Below are 24,515 nucleotides of genomic sequence, written 5' to 3'. Positions count from 1 at the left end.
GTAATATTTAACCTTATTCAAATTTTAGTGTATAAACAAGATGATTTGACATGAAAATAAAGTTATTCATACAAAAGAGATGAATCAACAAAAAATTAGAAGTATTAGAATATGTCCATAAACAAAAGGGATAAAAATCAATTATATGTACATTTTATGTTGGAGTGAATAGATTCTGGTGATTTAGTCGAAATGTGATTGATAAGTGGTTAGATGAACAGGTATAATAGGTGCGTATCTACTTTAGCATGTTGTCATGGAAGACATTCAAACATCAGCATTTCAAAAATAAAAGTGACTTGCGCAGCGTTGAGGATAGGAATTAACGGGTAGGCAAATTTTAGGAAAAGCAAAAAAAAGACACTTTCCGTCTCTGGTAGAAAGTGTCGTGAATCCTGCTATAAAAAAATAGAACGCGTCCTGAGGGAATCGAACCCCCGTCTCAAGAACCGGAATCTTACGTGATATCCACTACACTAAGGACGCAAGCACTGGGATAATTGTAACTAAACAGATAAAAAATTACAAGGGGATTGGACAAAAAAATGAAATTTGAGCAAAATTTTTCACAAAAACAGCAGCAGACACAGAAACTAGCCATGACGCAACAGTTGCAGCAGTCCATCCAAGTTTTACAATATAACAGTGAAGAGCTGTTGGCATTCGTTGAGAACCAAGCAATGGAAAATCCATTGGTGGAAGTTGTTGAGCCGGAATGGCAGCCAGATTACATAAAAGCTTCTTCATCTTCTTATGAAGGAGAAGAGACAAATTACCTAAATCAGATTCCTGATACAAAAGGGTCTTTATTTGATTCATTGATCGAACAAGTCCATTTGAATTATCGAGATACTTTTTTAAGGAAAATCGTTCTTTATCTTGTAGAATACATCGATTTGAACGGATTTTTGACGATTAGTTTAGAGGAAGCTGGAAAAGAGATCGGAGCGACGCCTATCCAAATGCTCGATGCGTTGACACTGATCCAGCAATTAGAACCAGCTGGAGTAGGTGCACGTAGTTTGCAAGAATGTCTCATGCTTCAAACGGAACGGGATGATTATGCGCCGGAACTAGCTTATATCGTGCTAGAAGAATGTTTTGAGCAATTGGTGGAGCGAAAATGGAAAGAGATTGCGCAGCGTTTTTCTGTTGATTTACATGCTGTTCAGCAAATATTCGACTATTTGCAAACATTGAGCCCAAGTCCTGGACGAATTTTCGACCGTAGTAGCGAATTGTACATTATTCCTGATGTCCGGGTATTAGTGGACGATGAAAATGTACAAGTCATCTCAAACCGAAAAAACCAGCCGAATATCCGATTCCAAGAGACCTACTTCAAGCAAATGTCACAACAAGCAGATAAAGAAACTGAAAATTATTTAAAAGAACGGAAACAGGAATTCGAATGGTTGAAGAAAACGATCCTCCAACGCGGGGATACAATTTTGCGGGTTGCTCAAGTCATTGTTTCTCGACAAAAAGCTTTCTTTATCGACAAGGGGCGGCCAATCAAACCTCTTACGTTAAAGGAAGTTGCAGCTGAGATAGATGTGCATGAATCTACGGTCAGTCGAGCAGTCAACGGGAAATATTTGGAAACAGATTTCGGTGTATTTGAGTTAAAGAAATTTTTCACTGCAAGAATCCCTACTAACGGTGCAGAACAGACAGAAGACCTTTCGGCAGATACTGCGAAGAAAAAGTTGCAGGAATTAGTTGATCAAGAAGACAAAAGCAAGCCGTTGTCGGACCAGAAATTGGTTGAATTGCTGAAAAAAGATGAGATAGCGATCTCAAGGCGAACGGTAGCAAAATACCGTGATTTATTAGGAATCCCAAGTTCATCAAAAAGAAAACGTTATGATAACTGATCATCCAAAAGATCAGAAAAAGTATTTTGCTTTTTCTGATCTTTTTAGTTGAAAAACGAAAGAAAAACTGTTAGACTAACAGTCGTGAGGTTGAGATTTCCCTTTATTGATGTGAAATTTGAAAAGTTAATTTCTTTTTTTATCGTATATGGGTCGTTTTAAGTCTACATTGGACGTGAAGTGTCCAACTAAGGAGATCGCTATGCTAGATGAAATAAAAATGATTGAATCTGTTGCACCAGATATTATCGAAGTGTTGCAAGAACGCTATAAAATTTTACGAAATATCTATTGGATGCAGCCGATTGGACGTCGAAGTTTATCGGAAAGTATGGGGATAACAGAACGAGTATTGCGAACAGAAACAGACCTTTTGAAAAATCTGAATTTGATCGATACCTCAAAAAGCGGTATGACGCTGACAACTAAGGGCGAAGAAGTTTATCAAAGTCTTGAAAACTTCATGGATCAGCTTTTAGGTACGCATCAAACCGAACAACAGTTGGCAGAATATTTTGGTAATCAGCGCTGTATCGTTGTTTCAGGAAACAGCGAAGAGCAAACCAAAGTGGCTGATGCATTCGGCGAAGCGCTGAGTGAAGCCTTAGACCGACTGCTTCCGGAAGGCGAGAATATCATCGCTGTGATGGGAGGAACCACCATGGCAGTTGTAGCAGAACAATTGTCTAATCTGGAAAATAAAAAACGGCATAACTTGTTTGTCCCTGCAAGAGGCGGGATTGGTGAAGCGATAACTGTACAGGCAAATTCTGTCAGTGCAAGAATGGCTGCTAAAGCAAATGGAAACCACCGTGCACTTTATGTTCCGGAACAATTAAGTCTGGCAACTTACAATTCTTTACTCAATGAGCCATCTATCCAAGAAGTCTTAAACTTGATTAGTGAGGCGAATTGTGTTATTCATAGTATTGGGCGTGCATTACACATGGCAGCACGTCGAAAGATGACTGAAAAAGAATTAGTCATGCTGAAACAAGCAAATGCTGTAGCGGAATCCTTTGGCTACTTTTTCAATGAAAAAGGCGAAGTTGTTTATAAGGTCCCTAGAATCGGCATAGAATTGCAAGATTTGGCGAAAGTCCCGATCATCATGGCGATAGCGGGCGGAAAATCAAAAGCCAAAGCAATTCGAGCTTATATGAAAAATGCACCAAAACAAACGTGGCTCATCACTGATGAAGCTGCTGCAAACGAGATTTTAAAAGGGGTAACCCTTTAAAATAAATATTTTTTTGATTTTCATAAGGAGGAAATCTTAAATGACAGTTAAAGTAGGTATTAATGGTTTTGGACGTATTGGACGTCTAGCATTCCGTCGTATCCAAGATGTAGATGGAATCGAAGTAGTAGCAATCAACGACTTGACAGATGCTAAAATGTTGGCACACTTGTTAAAATACGACACAACTCAAGGACGTTTCAACGGAACAGTTGAAGTTCATGAAGGTTCATTCAACGTAAACGGAAAAGAAGTTAAAGTATTAGCTAACCGCAACCCAGAAGAATTACCATGGGGCGAACTAGGCGTAGATATCGTTCTAGAATGTACTGGTTTCTTCACTTCTAAATCAGCAGCTGAAAAACATTTAACAGCTGGTGCTAAACGCGTTGTTATCTCTGCTCCTGGCGGAAACGATGTTCCAACAATCGTTTATAACACAAACCACGAAACATTAACTGGTAAAGAAACAGTTATCTCAGGTGCTTCATGTACAACTAACTGTTTAGCTCCTATGGCTAAAACACTGAACGACAAATTTGGTGTTGTTGAAGGATTAATGACAACTATCCACGCTTACACAGGTGACCAAATGACTCTAGACGGACCTCATCCTAAAGGTGACTTCCGCCGTGCACGCGCTGCTGCTGCAAACATCGTTCCTAACTCAACAGGTGCTGCTAAAGCTATCGGTTTAGTAATCCCTGAATTGAACGGTAAATTAGACGGAGCTGCTCAACGTGTTCCTGTACCAACAGGCTCATTAACAGAATTAGTAACAGTTCTTGAAAAAGAAGTAACTGTTGACGAAATCAACGCAGCAATGAAAGAAGCTTCAAACGAATCTTACGGATACAACACAGACGAAATCGTTTCTTCAGATATCGTTGGTATGACTTACGGTTCATTATTTGATGCTACACAAACTAAAGTAATGACAGTTGGCGACAAACAATTAGTTAAAACTGTTGCTTGGTACGACAACGAAATGTCATACACTGCACAATTAGTACGTACTTTAGAATACTTCGCTAACTTATAAGATAGACAAACGTACAAGTGTAAATGATAGACATGTACATTTAAAAGCGGGGAAGCAATCGCGCTTCTTCCGCTTTTTTTGATAATAAGTTTATTCAGGAGGAAATAAAATGGCTAAGAAAACAGTGAAAGATATCGATTTAAAAGACAAAAAAGTTCTTGTCCGTGTTGACTTCAATGTTCCTTTGAAAGACGGCGTGATCACTGACGACACTCGTATCAAAGCAGCATTGCCAACAATCAACTACGTTTTAGAACAAGGCGGAAAAGCAATCCTTTTCTCTCACCTTGGACGTGTAAAAACAGAAGAAGATAAAGAAGGAAAATCTTTAGCTCCAGTTGCAAAACGTCTAGGCGAATTATTAGGTAAAGAAGTAACATTCGTACCTGAAACTCGCGGAGAACAATTAGAAGAAGCAATCCGCAACATGAAAGATGGCGACGTTGTCGTATTTGAAAACACACGTTTTGAAGATGTTGATGGTAAAAAAGAAAGCAAAAACGATACAGAGCTAGGTAAATACTGGGCTTCATTAGGTGATGTATTTGTTAACGATGCTTTCGGTACAGCTCACCGTGCGCATGCTTCTAACGTAGGTATCGCTTCAACTGGTATCCCAACAGTTGCTGGATTCTTGATGGAAAAAGAAATCAAGTTCATCGGTGAAGCAGTAGAAGAACCAAAACGCCCAATGATCGCAATCCTTGGTGGCGCAAAAGTTTCTGATAAAATCGGCGTAATCGAAAACTTGATTCCTAAAGCAGACAAAATCTTGATTGGTGGCGGAATGACTTACACATTCTACGAAGCAAAAGGAATCAAGATCGGTAACTCTCTAGTAGAAGCTGACAAAGTAGAACTAGCAAAAGAATTGATCGAAAAAGCAGGCGACAAACTTGTCTTGCCAATCGACAATGTCTGTGCACCAGAATTTTCAAATGATGTAGAAACACAAGTAATCGAAGGAGACATTCCTGACGGTTTGATGGCTTTAGACATCGGCCCAGCATCAGTAAAATTATTTGCTGATACATTACAAGGTGCAAAAACAGTTGTTTGGAACGGACCTATGGGTGTATTTGAAATGAGTAACTTTGCTAAAGGTACAATCGGTGTTTGTGAAGCAATCGCTAACTTAGAAGGCGCAACAACAATCATCGGTGGCGGAGACTCAGCTGCAGCAGCAGAACAATTAGGTTTTGCTGACAAATTCACACACATCTCAACAGGTGGCGGCGCAAGCTTGGAATTGCTTGAAGGTAAAGAATTACCAGGACTAGCAGCAATCAACGATAAATAAACAGCCAAGTTTGCTCTATTCTGACGAGTGATCGATCAAAAGGTGAAGGGAGTTTTCATGACTCCCTAGCCATTTTTCAATAAATTAAGGAGTGTGTTCCTCAATGCGTAAACCTATTATCGCAGGTAACTGGAAAATGAACAAAACTGCATCAGAAGCAAAAGAATTTGCTGAAGCAGTAAAAAACAAAATCCCTTCAAATGACAAGGTTGATTCAGTCATCGGATCTCCTGCATTATTCTTACAAGAATTAATGACATCAGCTGAAGGTACAGAACTAAAAATCTCAGCACAAAACTGCTACTGGGAAAACTCAGGCGCGTTCACTGGTGAAACTTCACCAGCAGCTCTTGCTGATCTAGGTGTTCACTATGTGATCATCGGACATTCAGAACGTCGTGAATATTTCCATGAAACAGACGAAGACATCAATAAAAAAGCAAAAGCTATCTTTGCAAACGGTATGACACCAATCTTATGCTGTGGCGAATCTTTAGAAACATATGAAGCAGGCAAAACTGCTGAATGGATCGAAGGACAAATTACAGCTGGTTTAGCTGACCTTTCAGCTGAACAAGTGTCAAACATGGTGATTGCTTATGAACCAATCTGGGCAATCGGTACTGGTAAATCAGCTGACGCACAAATCGCTGACGAAATTTGTGGTGTTGTACGTCAAACAGTTGAAAAACTTTATGGAAAAGAAGTATCAGAAGCTGTTCGTATCCAATACGGCGGTTCTGTAAAACCAGAAAATATTGCTGAATACATGGCAAAAGAAAATGTTGACGGTGCTTTAGTCGGCGGCGCAAGCTTGCAAGCAGATTCATTCTTGTCATTGTTAGACGCTGTAAAATAATTGGTGAAAATTTGCGAAAAATGCAAGAAATGTTTGCACTAATGAGCAAAATTAACTAAAATCGTATATGAGGGAAATCCCTTAGGAAAAAACAAACTCAAAGGAGAGACAAAACATGTCAATTATTACTGATGTTTACGCTCGCGAGATTTTAGACTCACGTGGTAACCCAACAATCGAAGTAGAAGTATACACAGAAAGCGGAGCTTTTGGCCGCGGAATGGTTCCTTCAGGTGCTTCAACTGGTGAATACGAAGCAGTTGAATTACGTGACGGAGACAAAGCTCGTTATGGCGGTAAAGGTGTAACTAAAGCTGTCGACAACGTAAACAACATCATTGCTGAAGCAATCATTGGCTACGATGTTCGTGACCAAATGGCTATCGACAAAGCTATGATCGCTTTAGACGGAACTCCTAACAAAGGTAAATTAGGTGCGAACGCTATTTTAGGTGTTTCTATCGCTGTTGCACGTGCAGCTGCTGACTACCTAGAAGTACCTTTATACCACTACCTAGGCGGATTCAACACGAAAGTATTGCCAACACCAATGATGAACATCATCAACGGCGGATCACATGCTGATAACTCAATCGACTTCCAAGAATTCATGATCATGCCTGTTGGCGCTCCAACATTCAAAGAAGCTCTACGTATGGGTGCTGAAGTATTCCACGCATTAGCTTCAATCTTGAAAGCTCGCGGATTAGCAACTTCTGTTGGTGACGAAGGTGGATTTGCTCCAAACCTTGGTTCAAATGAAGAAGGTTTCGAAGTAATCATCGAAGCAATCGAAAAAGCTGGCTATGTACCTGGTAAAGACGTTGTTCTTGCTATGGATGCTGCTTCTTCAGAATTCTACGACAAAGAAAAAGGCGTTTACGTACTAGCTGACTCAGGCGAAGGCGAAAAAACAACTGACGAAATGATCAAATTCTACGAAGAATTAGTTTCTAAATATCCAATCATCTCAATCGAAGACGGATTAGACGAAAACGACTGGGACGGATTCAAGAAATTAACTGACGTATTAGGCGACAAAGTTCAATTAGTTGGTGACGACTTGTTCGTAACAAACACTCAAAAATTATCTGAAGGTATCGAAAAAGGAATTGCTAACTCAATCCTTATCAAAGTGAACCAAATCGGTACATTAACAGAAACTTTCGAAGCTATCGAAATGGCTAAAGAAGCTGGCTACACAGCAGTTGTATCTCACCGTTCTGGTGAAACAGAAGATTCAACAATCTCTGATATCGCTGTTGCAACAAATGCTGGTCAAATCAAAACAGGTTCTCTATCACGTACTGACCGTATTGCTAAATACAATCAATTACTACGTATCGAAGACCAACTTGGTGAAGTTGCAGAATACAAAGGTTTGAAATCTTTCTACAACTTGAAAAACAAATAATTCTTTTCTAATGAAGATACATGATCGACCGATTGAAAGATAGACGAGCATGATCACTTAGTTAAGTAATCAGACTCTCTACCTGCTGATTTCAGCAAGTAGAGAGTTTTTTTGTTGTGAAAATCATTTGATGAATAAATCTCTTTTTTAAGAACAGAAAAATCGGGAGAGTACACAAATTATTATAATAACAACTGTTTATTTATATATATCATATAAACCCTATTATATAAATATTCTTATTTATTAAAAATAACTCATAATTTTATTTTTGTAACTGGCTTCTGTATATAATATTTACAAATATCGATACGAGACAATCGTATCGAAAAAAGTCAGTTATCAAGAGATAACATCGTATAGGACCTTTTAAGGATAGAATAATAAGAGAGGAGGAAGCAGTCTTCGTTTCGTTCATATCCTTTTATGCTCGGATAGGATGATTCTCTTCAAAAAGGGGATGGCAATCTTCCTCTTTCGATAAAAATCATTTGAACAGGGAGACAGAAAAATGAAAAAATTTTAGATAATTACGATGGTAAAAATTATAAATATGGGATAACTACAAATATTTTTGGGATGGATCCGACTTACTGTTCTAAAATCGTCTGGCAAGCTTATTGGTATGCTTCAGCTGCTGTGCAGGTAGGAGGAATGTATCAGCCGCTTATTGCTTTGCCATACGATCTTCCTGATTATTTTGATGAAAGAGCGATCCATATCTTAACATGGGAGAATTGATGATGAGAAGGAGGATTTCTAAAAAAAGAAATTACTGTTCTAAGATTTTTATTTCGATAGGTTTACTGTTAGGGGGTACATGGCTCTATCAATTTCCAATCAAGAAACATATAGCTACACGAGCACTGTATCAATTATTAGAGGAGGAATACCAATTAACCGATTATGATATTTTTATTTCAAGAGTGGTGAAAGATACGAAAAGTGGTAGAGGCGGTGTCAGTATTTTTTTCATGGTAAGGAATAGTTTGTATGAATATGAGTATGACTACTCTCTTGAAGAAAATAATTGGCTACGTGGTTATTACGTAAGGAGGGGTAATTATAGATCATGCGATACTCTTATTTTCAATGATGAGGAATAAAATGATTTGACTACAGAAGAACAGTTCAACAAAGTAGCTTCTCTTATTTTTTTACTTGGTTGGATTTACTAGCATAGAGGCAAGATTTTGAACGCCATTTACTTGGAAAAGGGGAATGTGACGCTGCTTTTGTCACGCCCTTTTTTTCTGTGGTCTCTCTTATTTGAAAATCTAGGCGTACTCCAATACAATAAAAAGAAACGGCAAAGGAGAAGATTAGATGAAAAAAGAAGAAAAAATTGCGGTTTTACAAGAGATTATTCGAATAAAATCAGTGAATGGAAACGAAGGCGAAGTAGCAGCTTATTTGAATAAGCTTTTGGAAAAACATGGCATAATAGGAGAACTCGTTTCTTACAGTAATGGTAGAGATAATCTGATTGCTCAATTCCAAAAAGGGCAATCAGGAAAAGTGTTAGGCCTATCTGGTCATATGGATGTCGTGGCGGCGGGGAATGAATCGTCTTGGACCTATGCGCCCTTTGCAGCAGAAATCCATGGGAATCGTTTGTACGGACGTGGTGCTACAGATATGAAGAGTGGCTTGGCGGCAATGGTGATTGCCATGATCGAGCTCAAAGAGTCAGGAAAACCATTTAACGGAACAGTCAAATTATTAGCCACTGTCGGAGAAGAAGTGGGTGAATTAGGTGGGGAACAGCTCACGAAAGCAGGCTATGTGGATGACTTAGATGCCTTGATCATCGGAGAGCCAACTAATTACAGTTTGATGTATACACACATGGGATCAATCAACTATACGGTCATCTCGCACGGAAAAGAAGCGCATAGCTCTATGCCAGACCAAGGCTATAATGCGATCAATCATCTAAATGAATTCATTACGAAAGCAAATGCTGAAATGAATCACCTCGCTGAAACAATCGAGAATCCCGTCTTAGGAAAAACAATCCATAATGTTACGTTGATCAGCGGCGGAAATCAAGTAAACAGCATTCCGAGCCACGCGCAGCTTCAAGGGAACATCCGATCGATTCCTGAATATCCAAATGATAAAATCATTGCATTACTGCAATCAATCGTCAAGGAATTGAATTAAGAGACAGACTACCATTTGGAATTGACGATCGATTACAACAAAATACCTGTCAAAGCAGATCCAGATTCTCCTTTGATTCATTGCATTCAGCAACAATTCAGTCAGCCATTACCTTTAGTTGGAGCGGCAGCAACCACAGATGCAGCCGAATTTACAAAAGCTGACCACTCCTTCGATTTTGTCGTCTTTGGGCCTGGTGTCGTTACTTTGCCTCATCAAGTAGATGAGTATGTCGAGCTCGATAATTATTTAGATATGATCGAAAAATATCAAGCTATTATTTTATCCTACTTAGCGTAAGTTTTTTAATAGATGAAAAACAGAGCCAGATGAGCAACTTTTTGCTCATCTGGCTCTGTTTGTTCATCCTATTTTTCTCTTGGAATATATCAAGCGCTGCGGCAACATAGTGATGACTAATGAAACAACGACGACAGATAGCAGACGGTCAAGGTAGTCTGTGCCTGCCTGTACCAAGATCACACTGATGGTTTGATCGAAACCTAACCCATGTAATAATTGGACGATCATGCTAGACCCTGAGGAAGTGATTCCGCCAAATAACTGAACGGTAATGATCGAAGAGACGATCGTTCCAGGTACAGACAAAATCAAAGCGAGTAATAAGAGTTTCAAACGTTTTTTATCTTTGTCGAGATACCTTGGTAAAATCAATCCAGCCAACAAACCTGTGAGGATTTGGATCGGTGAATAATACAGTGAAAAAATATCTGTAGTCACCCCGCTTAATACACCGCTGGATAGTCCTGTCAACATTCCTGGTATGGGACCAAGTAACGCGCCAGCAAAAATCGTTCCAATAGAGTCTAGATAGACTGGCAAACGAAGCCATAAAGCAATCGTTCCTCCAACATAATTGATCCCAATACACAAAGCCATCATTGTAAGTACGCGAGTTGCCATCTTGTTTTTATTCATTTTGTTAGCCCATCTTTAACCTTTCCAAATCTTTCATAATCGTTTCTTCTTGTGCATTTAAAAGAACGGTTAAAAACTTTTGGAAAAAAAGACGAGTATCTACTTTTGTCATAATTTTACTGTTAGCAGATTTCTGCCAAAATTCATAACGATCAACCAATGTTTGTCCGCGACTTATTCCTTGAGTTTCTACAGCAGTGAAGCTTTTAAAGCCTTCACAGATGGACTCATCGATAAAATAAGCAACAGCTAATGGATCATTGATGACACATCCTAAGATTCTTTCTTGTTTCCAGTGAAAGTCAAAATAAAAACGAGTGATCGCTTTTAGATACTCTCCCTCTTCAGGATTCATTTGGCAGCAATATTCAAGGATAGTCGGTGTCAAGACGATTTCTCTTGTCACATCTAACCCAACCATTTCTATCGGTTGTTTGAGCTTTTCGAATACATAAGAAGCTGCTTCAGGATCACACCAGTAATTGTATTCAGCAACTGGTGAACAGTTACCATGGCTTTTGTAAGTTCCGCCCATTGAGACAAAACGATCCATATGTTTCCCAACAGATGGGCTGTTTTTCAAAGCAGAAGCGATATTGGTCAAAGGCCCCAAAGCAATGACTGATGTATCTGTTTTTTCTTTGAAATAATCAGTCAGAAAATCAACTGCATGGAGCGATTCTGCCTGTTTGGCTAAGACCATCGGGAAATTTGTGTCCCCTAATCCATCCAACCCATGAGTGTCTTGCGCACTAATGAAAGGTTGCTTCAAAGGTTTTTCCATTCCTTGATAAACAGGGATATCTAAACGATCACAGCGCTCCAAACATTTCAGCACATTCTGCGTACCGATATCTACAGGGACATTCCCGCAAACGACGGTAATAGCAACTACTTCGATATCAGGGGATTTGACAGCTAGTGATAAAGCTAAAGTGTCGTCGATCCCTGGATCGCAATCAATAATTACTTTACGCATTATTTCCAATCTCCTTTCTTTAGAGATACTTAGTTTTTTATTCTGGGAAGTTTCCGAACCAGTCCAAGACGAGTGTCTTGTTTATAATGCACGAAATTAGTATACTGGCTTTTATTGTGAATGTAAATGCTCTCTTACAAGTAAATCTATTGAGAAGAACTTTAAGTAAATGATACAATGAAAAAGAAATGGAATTTACGTGTGCCGAAGAAAAAGAATCCTATTGATCGGTATATTGTATAATAAATAGATTATAGTTTGGCAGAAAGCGGCGGGTGTACGATGGTTATTTTTTATTTCATTCTTATTCTGATATTTATAGGAATCAGTTACCATTTTCTTTCTTATTTTTATGCAAAGAAATTAGTAAGAGCGGGGGTACAGAGAGGCTATGACTGGTATGAAGACACTGGGCACCGCTTGATGGATCCTGCTGCAGTCACGTCAGTAGAAAAAAAGCGACAAAAATTAGAAGAAGAGTGTGAAAGCTTCTGGGAACAAGGAATACCGAAAACGATCAAAAGTTATGACGGGTTGAAACTAGCTGGACAGATGTTCCTCCAACCAACTCAGCAGAATAAATGGGTCATTTGTGTACATGATTATCGAAGTACAGGGAAAAGAGATATGTCTCATATAGGTAAAAGATATGCAGAGAAAGGATTCAACGTTCTTATACCCGATTTACGTGCGCATGGAGAAAGTGAAGGAGAAATCATCGGAATGGGATGGCTAGACCGGCTAGATTTAATTGCATGGATCCAACTCATCTTAGATGAACAACCAGATGCATCCATTATTTTGCACGGCGGTTCGATGGGCGCTTCTACGATTATGATGGCAAGTGGTGAAAAGCTTCCATCTGCAGTCAAAGGATTTATCTTAGACAGCGGGTATGTTTCTGTTTATGCGGAATTTCGGTATATGTTAAGTAAAATCACGGTCTTTCCTAAAAAAATGATCATGAGATATGCGAATCACTATGCTCAGAAATACGCAGGTTATTCTTTAAAGCAAGCATCAGCTACAAGACAGCTTGGTAGTAACCATTTGCCTTTGTTAGTCATCCATGGTGAAAGAGATCATTTTGTTCCTACAGAAGCAGCATACACGATTCAAAACGCTACGGCAGGGGATAAAGCATTACTGCTTGTTCCAGAAGCAGAACATTTGGAAGCATCGATGAAAGATCCGAAAACCTATTGGACAGTGATTTTTTCATTTATTGAACAAAGAATAACGATGGATTGATTTTCTCTTCCTTTTTGTAAGCAACACGAGGATAAATAATTGTTTATAGACCATGAGACTGTTAAAATAAGGTAGGAATAAAAAAATATCAGTTATTTGAGGAGTGCGGCATATGGAAATCAAAGAGGAAAAAAATCGTCTTGCCTTTATTCAATGATGAGCAACAAGAAATCGGAGAAATGACATGGTCGGATGCGGGGCCAGACATCATGATCATTGACCATACATTTGTCGATCCAGCATATCGTGGTCAAAAATTAGCTGAAAAGCTAGTGTATACTGGAGTAGAACTAGCAAGACGAGAGGGGAAAAAGATTATCCCTTTATGCCCTTACGCAAAAAAAGAGTTTGAGAAGAAACCAAAGTATCATGACGTCTTACGCCAATCATAATAATAACAGCTGAAAGATTTGCACTTTCAGCTGTTTTTCCATTTATATAGAGTTGTCACGGAGTTTTATCTATGATAAAGTTAAAGAGACGATATCTTTTGGGAAGGAGGCTGCTATATGTATAATTTAATTTTGGGAATCGTGATCGTTTTATCGATTGTTATGGTCATTGCGATTATGATGCAGCCAAGCAAGCAAAATAGTGCAGCGAGTGCATTTACCGGCGGTGCGGATCAACTATTCGGCAAACAAAAAGCTCGCGGCTTTGAAGCTGTCATGCAGCGATCAACTGCAGTCATGGGAGCTGTCTGGATGATCTTATTATTTGTCCTAGCATTTTTATCTTCGAAGTAGTCGAATAAGCCTCTCGCACAACGGCGGGCGGCTTTTTTTATTGCAAAGAGAACGCTTAAGAAGAAGTTATGAAAGAAACTATGGTAAAATGAGGCGAAAGAGGTGAAACGAGTGAAACAATTACCAAAACCCCTTTATGCAAAACATGGAAAACGAGCAGTTTTGCTGCTTCATGCGTACTCAGGAAGTCCAAATGATGTCCGGATGCTCGCACGGTTTTTAGAAAAAGCAGATTATACAGTCTATGCGCCGCTATTTAAAGGACATGGAACGATGGAGCCATATGATATCTTGCAAGAAAAAGCAGAAAGCTGGTGGGCAGATACTAAAAAAGCTATCCATTTTTTACAGTCTGAACAGTTTTCTGATATTGCCGTATTGGGATTATCGATGGGTGGCATCTTTGCTGTACGGGCACTAGAAGAAGAATCAGTAATTGGCGGCGGTTTTTTCTGTTCGCCCCTGTCTCCTGTAGAAACAAACGTGCCTGAAAATTTTGAAAAATATGTACGTCAAGTGCTGAAGATAGCAGGCAAATCAGAAAAAGAAATCAATGAAAAAGCTGTGTCTTACCGCTCGTTAGCTGAACATCAATTAATGGATATACAAGACCAAGCAGCAATCGCAGAAAGTAGACTATCAGATATCCAACAGCCAATATTTTTAGCTCAAGCTGGGAAAGATGAAATGATCGACCCAAATGGTGTATTTGAAACGGCACGCAAATTGAGCCGCCAACGAGTGACACTTCAATGGTATCCTGAAAGCGGTCATGTGATTACAGTTGGCACAGCAAGACGCGAATTAGAAAAAGACGTGTTGGAATTTTTAGAAAAATTACCTTGGAATGAGGAATAAATATGACAAAAGAAACAATAAAAGAGAAAATTCTCTTTTTCATGGAAAGCAGTCGCAAACGTAGTTTTTCTATGGAAGAAATCGCTGAAGGTCTAGGCTTTCAAAAAAGCGATGATTTTAAATTACTAGTACAAACGATTGCTCAAATGGAAAGAGAACAGAGTATCGTTTTCAATAAAAAAGGAAAAGTCAAACTTCCTTTAAAACCGATCTTGGTCGAAGGGACATTTCGGGCAAATGAACGAGGATTTGGATTTGTAACGATTGATCCCGAAGAAGATGATATCTATATCCCGAAAGAAGCGACTGGCTTTGCAATGGATGGGGATACCGTAGCAATTGATATCATGAAGCGAGCAAATACAGATATGGATCGCGGAGCAGAGGGAAAAGTAGTGGAGATTCGAGACCGAGCGACTACTCAGTTAGCCGGAGAATTTGTTGCTTATTCAGACGAAGAGATACAGGAAACGGATCTTTATGGTGTGGTCATCCCGAAAGATAGAAAGCTTAACCAATTCAAAGTGTATGCAGCGGCAGAGGGAGTTCGTCCAGTTGACGGAAGTATTGTATTGATCGAACTGACCCATTACCCTGAAAAAGGGTATGCGACTAGTTTAGAAGGGATAATCAAGCAAGTGATTGGTCATAAGAATGACCCTGGCATGGATATCCTCTCGATTGTCGTGGCTAACGGTATTCCTACAAAATTTCCTGATGATGTGTTATCTGAGGCAGATGAAGTTCCAGACCAGATCAGCGAAAAGGATATTGTTGGACGCAGAGATTTAAGAGATCAGCTCATCGTTACGATTGATGGAGAAGATGCAAAAGATCTAGATGATGCAGTGACGGTCAAAAAATTAGAAAATGGTAATTATTTTCTTGGAGTACACATTGCAGATGTATCTTACTATGTGACGCAAGGCAGTCAACTGGACAGAGAAGCATACGAAAGAGGAACAAGTGTCTATTTGACCGATCGAGTGATTCCGATGATCCCACAACGTTTATCCAATGGTATCTGTTCATTGAATCCCCATGTTCCACGACTCACCATGAGTTGTGAAATGGAGATCGATCCAAATGGACAAGTTGTCTCTCATGAGATTTTTCCAAGTGTGATCCAAACAACAGAACGGATGACCTACACAGCTGTCAATCAAATCTTAGAAGATCAAGATGAAGAAACAATGCAACGTTATGCTCAGCTCGTGCCTATGTTCCAAGAAATGGGTGAATTGCATCGAATCCTTGAAATGATGCGAATCAAACGTGGAGCGATTTCTTTTGAGGATCGTGAAGCGAAGATCCTTGTTGATGCTGAAGGACACCCAAATGATATCCAGCTAAGAAGCAGAGGGATAGGTGAACGCTTGATCGAATCCTTTATGCTTGCTGCCAACGAAACGGTAGCTGAACATTATAATAAATTAAATCTTCCGTTTATTTATCGAATCCATGAACAGCCAAAAGAAGAAAAAATGCAGCGCTTCTTTGATTTTGCTTCAGCTTTGGGCATTCTGGTACGAGGAACGAAAGGAACGATCACACCGAAAGATTTACAGCATGTGATCGAAGGAGTAGAAGATAAACCAGAAGCTGCAGTTATCAATACTATGTTGCTAAGAAGTATGCAACAAGCACGCTATTCAGAAGACAATTTTGGGCATTATGGCTTAGCAGCAGATTACTACACACATTTTACATCTCCTATTCGACGCTATCCCGATCTGATCGTCCATCGGCTGATCCGTTCTTATAGCCAAGATAAAAGTGAAAGCAATCAAAGTTTATGGGCTGAGGAACTTCCTGAAATCGCGGATCATAGTTCTAAGATGGAGCGTCGCGCAGTAGAAACAGAACGTGAAGTAGATGCGATGAAGAAAGCAGAATTCATGATGGACAAAGTGGGAGAAGAATTCGACGGGATCATCAGCTCTGTTGTGAAATTCGGACTGTTTATCGAACTACCGAATACAGTAGAAGGATTGATCCATATCAATGAATTGAAACAAGACTACTTCCATTTTATTGAAAATCATTTAGCGCTTGTAGGTGAAAGAACTGGACTGACTTTTAAAATCGGACAAAAAGTGCGCGTAAAAGTAGTCAAAGCTGATCCAGATGAACGAGCAGTGGATTTTGAACTCGTTTCCGCAGAAGAGGTCACTGCGTTGGAACGTCCAAAAGCACGCAATGGAAAATCTGGAAAACGAGAAGGAAAACAAGCAGGCAAACGCTCAGAAAAAAATGGCAAGAGGAACAAACGATATAGTGATAGTAAGCAAACGTTCGGTAAGAAAAAAGGGAAAAAGCCATTTTACAAAGGTGTCAAAAAGAAGAAAAAGAAAAAATAAAATGAGTTGGAGGAAACAGCTATGCCAAAAGGCGAGGGAAAACTAATTGCACAAAACAAGAAAGCTCGCCATGATTATTCGATCATCGACACGATGGAAGCAGGGATGGTCTTGCAAGGAACGGAGATCAAGTCGATACGAAACAGCCGGATCAATCTGAAAGATGGATTTATTCGCGTCCGCAACGGGGAAGCTTTCTTGCATAATGTTCATATCAGTCCTTATGAACAAGGAAATATTTTTAATCATGATCCGTTGCGCACGAGAAAACTATTATTGCACAAGAAACAAATCGTTCGTCTTGAAAACGAATTGAAAAACACGGGAATCACTGTTGTTCCTTTAAAAGTCTATATTCGTAACGGCTATGCCAAGGTATTGATTGGTCTGGCAAAAGGGAAAAAATCGTATGATAAACGGGAAGATTTGAAACGAAAAGATATCGATCGACAAATTGATCGAACTTTAAAAAATTTCTCTAGATAATTTCATTATCCTTTTTCGCATATTCGGTGCTTTTGCTTTTACTTAATGATAAAATTTGTTAGCATTTAATCTGATAAAACATGATTATCACAGGTTTTTTCTTAGATCAGGAGCACCGTGCATGGGGAAAAATTCGCTTCGTTTTTGACTGAAATAAAAAAGTGTCTAATTTTCATGAAAATGTTTTGAATTTTCTGTTTCATGGTGGTATGATACCGTGTGGTTAGAAACCGATTGGAAAAAACCAGATACGCACATGAATTGATTTTATGTGAATTTCGGGGAAAAGAGGTGAAATGGATTGGATGAACGCTCGCTAACGTTCCACATTGGACCAATTTGGTTTGATGGTACAGTTTGTATAATGGTGTTACTGACCTGTTTGATTGTTTTCTTCTTAGCTTACTTTTTTACAAGAAATCTTAAGTTGAAACCAACAGGCAAACAAAATGCGATAGAATGGGTCATTGATTTTAGTCGAGGAATCGTAACAGATAATCTGCCTAGAAAAGAATTGAGCAATTTCCATTTGTTGGCATTTACATTGTTTTTATTTGTTTTTGTTGCAAACAACATCGGTTTAGTAACAAAAATCGTCTTACCTAACGAAACAACACTTTGGAAAAGCCCGACAGCAGACCCGTTTGTTACTTTAACTTTGGCATTTATAATGATCTTACTTACTCACTTATTCGGGGTGAAAAAGTTAGGCTTCAAAGGATATTTCGTAAATTCGTTCTTGAAACCCTATAGTTTTATGTTTCCGATGAAACTGATTGAAGAATTTACAAACTTATTAACACTTGCTTTACGTCTTTATGGGAATATTTATGCGGGGGAAGTTTTGCTAACCTTGATTGCAAAAATGATGACAAGCTTAGGCTGGTTCTCATTACCATTAGCAATTCCATTAGAGATGGTCTGGATCGCGTTCTCCTTGTTTATTGGGAGCATCCAAGCATTTGTCTTTGTCACTTTGTCAATGGTTTATATGAGCCATAAGATTGAAGTAGAAGAATAATACTCGGTTAAAAAACAAACTACTATTTATCTATTTTAGGAGGAAAACAATTATGAATTATATCGCAGCAGCAATCGCAATCATGGGAGCAGCAATCGGAGCCGGTTATGGTAACGGTCAAGTTATCTCTAAAACAATCGAATCAATGGCTCGCCAACCTGAAATGTCTGGTCAATTCCGTACAACAATGTTTATCGGGGTAGCTCTAGTTGAAGCTGTTCCTATCTTAGGGGTAGTTATCGCCTTGATTCTAGTTTTTGCCGTTTAATTGAATCAGTATTAAGGCAGAAACAACATCGTTTGTTACTGCTTTTTTACATGGAAACTAGAAATACTCCAAAGAAAGGAAGGCTCGCCTATGCTGAATCAATTGGCAATTGCAGAAGTTGGCAATGCGATGTTAGGTAATATCATCGTTGTCAGCGGCTCATTTTTGATACTACTGGCTCTCTTGAAGCACTTTGCTTGGGGACCAATCAGCGATATTTTGAAAAAACGTGAAGACAAGATCGCCAATGATTTAGATTCTGCAGAACAATCTCGCATCAACTCAGCGAAAATGGAACAAGAACGCGAACAACAATTGTTAGCCTCTCGTTCTGATGCAGCTGATATCATCAAAAATGCGAAAGAAAGTGGAGAATTAAGCCGCCAAAATATTTTGAAGGATGCTCAAGAAGAAGCAGCTCGTCTAAAAAGCAAAGCCCAAGCTGATATCACTGTAGAACGTGATTCAGCGCTGAACTCTGTAAAAGACGACGTTGCAGAACTCTCTCTTCAAATCGCGGAAAAAATCTTGAACAAAGAATTATCTCCAGAAATGCATGAATCATTAATCAATCAATACATTGAAGGTCTAGGTTCTTCAAATGAAACTAGATAAATATACAGTAGGAAGACGTTACGGGAAAGCTTTATTTGAACTGGCGATCGATTCAAATAAAGCAGAAGAAATCTATCAAGATCTCGTAAGTTTACGTCAAATCTATGAACAAGTACCTGGATTAGGGAATATGTTAAGTGATGTTCGTCTAGAACCTCATGAAAAACGAGAAATCATGGACAAGCTTGTCAGCGGTTATGATGGAATCGTTAAAAACTTTTTAGAAGTTGTTTATGAGTATAACCGAATGGATGACCTTTTGTTCATGATTGAAGAATATGAACGTCGATATGATGAACATCAAGGGTTACTATTGGGAAGTGTCACAACAGCAGTCCCACTTTCAGACGAACAACGAATACAATTAGAGAAGAATGTTGCAAAAACAATGGACTATCAATCAGTTGAATTAAAACAAATCGTTGATTCTTCTATTATTGGTGGCGCGATTGTTGAAGCCAACCATCGAGTAATCGACGGAAGCATTCGCACGCAATTAGAAAAAATGCGTAATCAATTAAACAGATAGTACAAAGAGGTAGGTGAATCGAATGGCCATCAAAGCAGAAGAAATTAGTGCCTTGATTAAAGAACAAATTGAAAATTATCAAAACGTGCTTTCAGTCGAAGAAATCGGTACCGTAACTTATGTAGGTGACGGGATCGCTCGTGCACATGGTTTAGAAAACGCGATGAGTGGTGAGTTGCTTGAATTTTCAAACGGCTCATACGGAATGGCGCAAAACTTAGAGTCAAATGATGTAGGTATCATTATCCTTGGCGATTTCGAGTCCATTCGTGAAGGAGATAAAGTAAAACGAACAGGTAAGATCATGGAAGTTCCAGTTGGAGAGGCCTTGATCGGTCGGGTAGTCAATCCGCTAGGTCAACCAATCGACGGACTAGGTGAAATCGTTACTGACAAAGCTCGTCCAGTAGAAGCGATGGCACCAGGTGTTATGCAACGTAAATCTGTTAACGAACCAATGCAAACAGGGCTAAAAGCGATCGACGCCCTTGTGCCAATCGGACGCGGACAACGTGAATTAGTCATCGGTGACCGTAAAACAGGGAAAACTTCTATTGCGATCGATACGATCATCAACCAAAAAGGTCAAGATATGATCTGTATCTATGTAGCAATCGGACAAAAAGATTCTACAGTTCGTACACAAGTTGAAACATTGAAAAAATATGGCGCAATGGATTACACAATCGTTGTGAATGCCGGTGCGTCTCAACCAGCACCATTACTTTATATCGCACCATATGCTGGTACTGCAATGGGTGAAGAATTCATGTACAACGGTAAACATGTATTGATCATTTTTGATGATCTTTCAAAACAAGCTGTTGCTTATCGTGAACTTTCCTTGCTACTTCGCCGTCCACCAGGTCGTGAAGCTTATCCTGGGGATGTTTTCTACTTGCACTCACGTTTATTAGAACGTGCAGCAAAATTAAGTGATGATCTAGGCGGCGGTTCAATGACTGCTTTGCCATTTGTTGAAACACAAGCTGGAGATATCTCTGCTTATATCCCAACAAACGTTATCTCAATCACTGACGGACAAATCTTCTTAGAAAGCGACTTGTTCTACGCGGGTACTCGTCCAGCGGTTGATGCCGGACTATCTGTCTCTCGTGTAGGGGGTTCTGCGCAAATCAAAGCAATGAAAAAAGTTGCTGGGACTTTACGTCTAGACTTAGCAAGTTATCGTGAATTAGAAGCATTTACACAATTCGGTTCTGATTTGGATGCGGCAACACAAGCAAAACTAAATCGTGGACGCCGTACAGTAGAAATCTTGAAACAAAAACTGCATGCACCGCTAGCTGTTGAGAAACAAGTAGTGATTTTGTATGCCTTGACACATGGATTCTTGGACAGTATCCCTGTAGACAGTATTTTAGACTTCGAACATGAATTATTCGAATATCTGGATACCAATCATTCAGATATTTTTGAAACAATCCGTACAACAAAAGATCTTCCAGAAGAAGAAACGTTGAACAGTGCGATTCAGGAATATAAAGACATGTTCTTAGCTACAAAAGGAAATAATTCCTCTACAGAAGATAAATTGAAATCCATTCAAAATGCATAGTGAGGTGAGATGAATGGGTGCTTCATTAAATGAAATCAAGACACGTATCGCTTCAACGAAAAAAACGAGCCAAATCACGCGGGCAATGCAGATGGTGTCTGCTTCTAAGTTGACAAAATCTGAAGCTTCTTCACAGAAGTTTCAGGTTTATGCAACAAAAGTAAGAGAAATCGTTACGCATTTGACTGCTACTCAGTTAAATGATATTGCCTCAGAAAATCCTAGAGGGGATATCAATTACAACAGCATGCTGCTCAGCCGTCCTGTGAAGAAAACCGGTTATATCGTCATCACTGCAGATGGCGGTCTGGTCGGTGGATATAACAGTTCGATATTGAAACAAACGATGTCTATTTTAGAAGAAGACCACCAATCACCCGATGATTACGTGATGATCGCAATTGGCGGAACTGGTGCAGACTTCTTTAAAGCACGCGGTATCAACCTAGCATATGAGCTGCGCAATTTATCTGATCAGCCAAGCTTTGATGAAGTCCGCAAAATCGTAAATATGGCAACAACTATGTACCAAAACGAAGTATTCGATGAATTATACGTATGTTATAACCATCATATCAATTCGCTAACTAGTCAGTTTCGTGTAGAAAAAATGCTGCCAATCTCAGACTTAGATCCAGAAGAAGCAACGACTTTCGAACAAGAATATATTTTTGAACCTTCAAAAGAAGAAATCTTGTCTCAGTTATTGCCTCAGTATGCTGAAAGTTTGATCTACGGTGCGATCGTTGACGCCAAAACAGCAGAACATGCTGCTGGTATGACAGCAATGAAAACAGCAACTGATAATGCTGCTAATATCATTGATGAGCTGACGGTTTCTTATAACCGTGCAAGACAAGGGGCTATTACCCAAGAAATTACCGAAATTGTTGCCGGAGCTTCGGCACTAGAATAGTATTGAGATTGGAGGAAAAAAGATGAGTTCAGGCAAGATTGTTCAAGTAATCGGTCCCGTTGTCGACGTGGAATTTTCTTTAGACCAATCCTTACCAGATATCAACAACGCATTAGTTGTTTATAAAAATGACGAAAATAAATCAAAAATTGTTCTTGAAGCAGCATTAGAATTAGGGGACGGAGTGATCCGGACCATTGCGATGGAATCAACAGATGGTTTACAAAGAGGAATGGAAGTCATTGATACAGGCAAAGCAATCTCTGTTCCTGTAGGTAAAGAAACATTAGGTCGCGTATTCAACGTACTAGGAGATACGATCGATTTAGAAACACCTTTCCCAGAGGATGCGGAAAGAAGCAAAATTCATAAAAAAGCACCAGCCTTTGACGAATTAAGTACAAGTACAGAAATTTTGGAAACAGGGATCAAAGTTATCGACTTGCTTGCCCCATATTTAAAAGGTGGGAAAGTTGGACTATTTGGTGGTGCCGGTGTTGGTAAAACCGTACTGATCCAAGAACTGATCCATAATATCGCCCAAGAACACGGTGGTATTTCTGTATTTACCGGTGTCGGTGAACGGACTCGTGAAGGTAATGACTTGTATTATGAAATGAAAGATTCAGGAGTTATCGAAAAGACAGCCATGGTGTTCGGTCAAATGAACGAACCACCAGGTGCACGTATGCGTGTTGCGTTAACTGGTTTGACGATCGCGGAATATTTCCGTGATGTAGAAGGTCAAGATGTACTGTTGTTTATCGACAATATTTTCCGTTTCACTCAAGCTGGATCTGAAGTATCAGCCTTGTTAGGACGGATGCCTTCTGCGGTTGGTTATCAACCAACATTGGCAACAGAAATGGGTCAATTGCAAGAACGTATCACATCTACGAAAAAAGGTTCGATTACATCGATCCAAGCCATCTATGTGCCAGCCGATGACTACACTGACCCGGCGCCGGCAACAGCATTCGCCCATTTGGATGCGACAACCAACTTGGAACGTAAATTAACAGAACAAGGGATTTATCCAGCGGTAGATCCATTGGCTTCTTCTTCAAGTGCTTTAGCACCTGAAATCGTGGGAGAAGAACACTATAAAGTAGCAACAGAAGTCCAACACGTATTGCAACGATATCGTGAATTACAAGATATTATTGCTATCTTAGGTATGGATGAATTATCCGATCAGGAAAAAGTGTTAGTTTCTCGTGCCCGCAGAGTCCAATTCTTCTTGTCACAAAACTTTAACGTGGCTGAACAATTTACTGGTCTTCCAGGTTCTTATGTTCCTGTAGAAGAAACAGTGAAAGGATTCCGCGAAATCTTGGAAGGCAAATACGATGATCTTCCTGAAGAAGCTTTCCGAAGTGTTGGCCGAATCGAAGACGTCGTAGAAAAAGCGAAAACACTAGGCTACTAGAAAGGGGTGCCCCATGGATCAATATTTAACAGTAAATGTGGTAACTCCTGCCGGTTTGGTCTATGATCACCATGCAGCTATCGTCGTCGCACGTACGACAGCTGGTGAGCTTGGGATTTTGCCTAAACATGCACCGATCATCGTTCCTTTGACGATTGATGAAGTTCGTGTAAAACGGACAGATTCAGATACCCATGTCGATTGGATTGCTGTGAATGGCGGAATCATGGAAGTGCGTGATAATGTTGTTTCAATCGTTGCTGATAGTGCGGAACGTGAACGGGATATCGATGTATCTCGTGCGGAACGTGCAAAACAACGTGCAGAACGCCAAATCGAAGAAGCAAAAGCAAAACAAGATACGAACGAATTGAAGCGGGCAACTGTTGCGTTGCATCGAGCAATCAATCGTATTAAAGTATCTAAGCACTCATAAAATGAGAAGCGGATGTTTATTCGTGTATCAGAGGTTGTGACAGAAGTGGTCAGCTTATTTTTCGAAGAAGCTACTTCTGGAACACCGTGAATCAGAGGTCGTGAGCCTGCCATTCAGCTCCGAGTCACAAGGAACAAATTAAAAAACAGGTTCTCATGTTTGATGAATATTGTGGCTTGTGACCGAGGAGTTGGCAGGAGAACAC

General features: G+C 39.5%; 23 protein-coding genes, 1 tRNA gene, 2 pseudogenes and 1 riboswitch. Of the genes and pseudogenes, 23 read left to right on the top strand and 3 right to left on the bottom strand.

Features of this window, described 5'->3' with window-relative positions:
- Positions 1–414 precede the first annotated feature (414 nt).
- Positions 415–486, bottom strand: a tRNA-Arg gene (locus DIZ30_RS10835).
- A gap of 59 nt (positions 487–545) precedes the next feature.
- Here DIZ30_RS10835 and rpoN point away from each other — a divergent pair.
- The 9 genes and pseudogenes from rpoN (at position 546) to DIZ30_RS10790 (ending at position 10,198) form a co-directional block, all read left to right on the top strand.
- Positions 546–1,877 (top strand): RNA polymerase factor sigma-54, encoded by a 1,332-nt coding sequence (gene rpoN, locus DIZ30_RS10830; RefSeq protein ID WP_002300457.1) that lies wholly within the window; start codon positions 546–548, stop codon positions 1,875–1,877.
- A 148-nt stretch (positions 1,878–2,025) separates the two neighbouring features.
- On the top strand, positions 2,026–3,117 hold the full coding sequence (locus tag DIZ30_RS10825) for a sugar-binding transcriptional regulator (RefSeq protein WP_016628649.1): 1,092 nt from the start codon (positions 2,026–2,028) through the stop codon (positions 3,115–3,117).
- Between the two features lie 40 nt (positions 3,118–3,157).
- Positions 3,158–4,159, top strand: a complete 1,002-nt coding sequence (gene gap / locus DIZ30_RS10820) for a type I glyceraldehyde-3-phosphate dehydrogenase (protein ID WP_002292818.1) — start codon at positions 3,158–3,160, stop codon at positions 4,157–4,159.
- Between the two features lie 109 nt (positions 4,160–4,268).
- A complete protein-coding gene (locus DIZ30_RS10815; RefSeq protein ID WP_002292817.1) occupies positions 4,269–5,459 on the top strand; it encodes a phosphoglycerate kinase in 1,191 nt (396 codons plus the stop codon).
- A gap of 103 nt (positions 5,460–5,562) precedes the next feature.
- Positions 5,563–6,318 (top strand): triose-phosphate isomerase, encoded by a 756-nt coding sequence (gene tpiA, locus DIZ30_RS10810; protein WP_002292815.1) that lies wholly within the window; start codon positions 5,563–5,565, stop codon positions 6,316–6,318.
- A 115-nt stretch (positions 6,319–6,433) separates the two neighbouring features.
- Positions 6,434–7,732: a phosphopyruvate hydratase gene (gene eno, locus DIZ30_RS10805; protein ID WP_002292812.1), complete on the top strand. Its 1,299-nt coding sequence runs from the start codon at positions 6,434–6,436 to the stop codon at positions 7,730–7,732.
- A 579-nt stretch (positions 7,733–8,311) separates the two neighbouring features.
- Positions 8,312–8,473, top strand: coding sequence for a hypothetical protein (locus DIZ30_RS13550; protein WP_002292811.1), 162 nt, complete (start codon positions 8,312–8,314; stop codon positions 8,471–8,473).
- A 2-nt stretch (positions 8,474–8,475) separates the two neighbouring features.
- The gene (locus DIZ30_RS10800; protein ID WP_002334867.1) at positions 8,476–8,838 is read left to right on the top strand and encodes a hypothetical protein; all 363 of its coding nucleotides are present in this window, start codon (positions 8,476–8,478) and stop codon (positions 8,836–8,838) included.
- Positions 8,839–9,058: 220 nt separating this feature from the next.
- Positions 9,059–10,198, top strand: a pseudogene (locus DIZ30_RS10790) (ArgE/DapE family deacylase).
- A gap of 63 nt (positions 10,199–10,261) precedes the next feature.
- On the opposite strand, the gene DIZ30_RS10785 reads toward DIZ30_RS10790, so the two are convergent.
- Entirely contained in the window at positions 10,262–10,837 is a 576-nt protein-coding gene (locus DIZ30_RS10785; protein WP_002300462.1) for an ECF transporter S component, read from the bottom strand.
- 4 nt (positions 10,838–10,841) lie between these two features.
- Entirely contained in the window at positions 10,842–11,816 is a 975-nt protein-coding gene (locus DIZ30_RS10780) for a nucleoside hydrolase (RefSeq protein WP_002300464.1), read from the bottom strand.
- Between the two features lie 23 nt (positions 11,817–11,839).
- Positions 11,840–11,884: riboswitch (PreQ1 riboswitch) on the bottom strand.
- A gap of 214 nt (positions 11,885–12,098) precedes the next feature.
- Here DIZ30_RS10780 and DIZ30_RS10775 point away from each other — a divergent pair.
- From DIZ30_RS10775 to DIZ30_RS10710, 14 genes and pseudogenes are all read left to right on the top strand, one after another.
- A complete protein-coding gene (locus DIZ30_RS10775; protein WP_002300466.1) occupies positions 12,099–13,067 on the top strand; it encodes an alpha/beta hydrolase in 969 nt (322 codons plus the stop codon).
- Positions 13,068–13,179: 112 nt separating this feature from the next.
- Positions 13,180–13,459: pseudogene (locus tag DIZ30_RS10770) on the top strand (GNAT family N-acetyltransferase).
- Between the two features lie 117 nt (positions 13,460–13,576).
- Complete coding sequence (gene secG / locus DIZ30_RS10765; protein WP_002292802.1) at positions 13,577–13,813, top strand: preprotein translocase subunit SecG; 237 nt, start codon at positions 13,577–13,579, stop codon at positions 13,811–13,813.
- A 102-nt stretch (positions 13,814–13,915) separates the two neighbouring features.
- The gene (locus tag DIZ30_RS10760; RefSeq protein ID WP_002300470.1) at positions 13,916–14,671 is read left to right on the top strand and encodes a carboxylesterase; all 756 of its coding nucleotides are present in this window, start codon (positions 13,916–13,918) and stop codon (positions 14,669–14,671) included.
- Positions 14,672–14,673: 2 nt separating this feature from the next.
- On the top strand, positions 14,674–17,031 hold the full coding sequence (gene rnr / locus DIZ30_RS10755) for a ribonuclease R (RefSeq protein WP_109023215.1): 2,358 nt from the start codon (positions 14,674–14,676) through the stop codon (positions 17,029–17,031).
- A 21-nt stretch (positions 17,032–17,052) separates the two neighbouring features.
- Positions 17,053–17,517 carry an SsrA-binding protein SmpB gene (gene smpB / locus DIZ30_RS13730; protein ID WP_002292799.1) on the top strand — a complete coding sequence of 155 codons (465 nt, stop codon included), beginning with the start codon at positions 17,053–17,055 and terminating at the stop codon, positions 17,515–17,517.
- 301 nt (positions 17,518–17,818) lie between these two features.
- A complete protein-coding gene (atpB, locus tag DIZ30_RS10745; protein ID WP_002300474.1) occupies positions 17,819–18,538 on the top strand; it encodes a F0F1 ATP synthase subunit A in 720 nt (239 codons plus the stop codon).
- 52 nt (positions 18,539–18,590) lie between these two features.
- Entirely contained in the window at positions 18,591–18,806 is a 216-nt protein-coding gene (atpE, locus tag DIZ30_RS10740) for an ATP synthase F0 subunit C (RefSeq protein ID WP_002292797.1), read from the top strand.
- A gap of 90 nt (positions 18,807–18,896) precedes the next feature.
- Complete coding sequence (atpF, locus tag DIZ30_RS10735; RefSeq protein ID WP_002292796.1) at positions 18,897–19,421, top strand: F0F1 ATP synthase subunit B; 525 nt, start codon at positions 18,897–18,899, stop codon at positions 19,419–19,421.
- Positions 19,408–19,950 carry a F0F1 ATP synthase subunit delta gene (locus DIZ30_RS10730; RefSeq protein WP_010724328.1) on the top strand — a complete coding sequence of 181 codons (543 nt, stop codon included), beginning with the start codon at positions 19,408–19,410 and terminating at the stop codon, positions 19,948–19,950. The genes atpF and DIZ30_RS10730 overlap by 14 nt, the downstream gene beginning before the upstream one ends.
- A gap of 22 nt (positions 19,951–19,972) precedes the next feature.
- Complete coding sequence (gene atpA / locus DIZ30_RS10725) at positions 19,973–21,529, top strand: F0F1 ATP synthase subunit alpha (protein ID WP_002292793.1); 1,557 nt, start codon at positions 19,973–19,975, stop codon at positions 21,527–21,529.
- A 13-nt stretch (positions 21,530–21,542) separates the two neighbouring features.
- Complete coding sequence (locus tag DIZ30_RS10720) at positions 21,543–22,445, top strand: F0F1 ATP synthase subunit gamma (RefSeq protein WP_002292792.1); 903 nt, start codon at positions 21,543–21,545, stop codon at positions 22,443–22,445.
- Positions 22,446–22,467: 22 nt separating this feature from the next.
- On the top strand, positions 22,468–23,874 hold the full coding sequence (atpD, locus tag DIZ30_RS10715; protein ID WP_109023214.1) for a F0F1 ATP synthase subunit beta: 1,407 nt from the start codon (positions 22,468–22,470) through the stop codon (positions 23,872–23,874).
- Between the two features lie 13 nt (positions 23,875–23,887).
- Positions 23,888–24,310, top strand: a complete 423-nt coding sequence (locus DIZ30_RS10710) for a F0F1 ATP synthase subunit epsilon (RefSeq protein WP_002289005.1) — start codon at positions 23,888–23,890, stop codon at positions 24,308–24,310.
- The last annotated feature ends 205 nt before the right edge of the window (positions 24,311–24,515 follow it).

Source organism: Enterococcus sp. H57 (genome assembly GCF_003112495.1).
GTDB classification, from domain to species: Bacteria; Bacillota; Bacilli; order Lactobacillales; family Enterococcaceae; genus Enterococcus_B; species Enterococcus_B faecium.
This window is presented reverse-complemented; position numbering and strand designations above follow the sequence as displayed.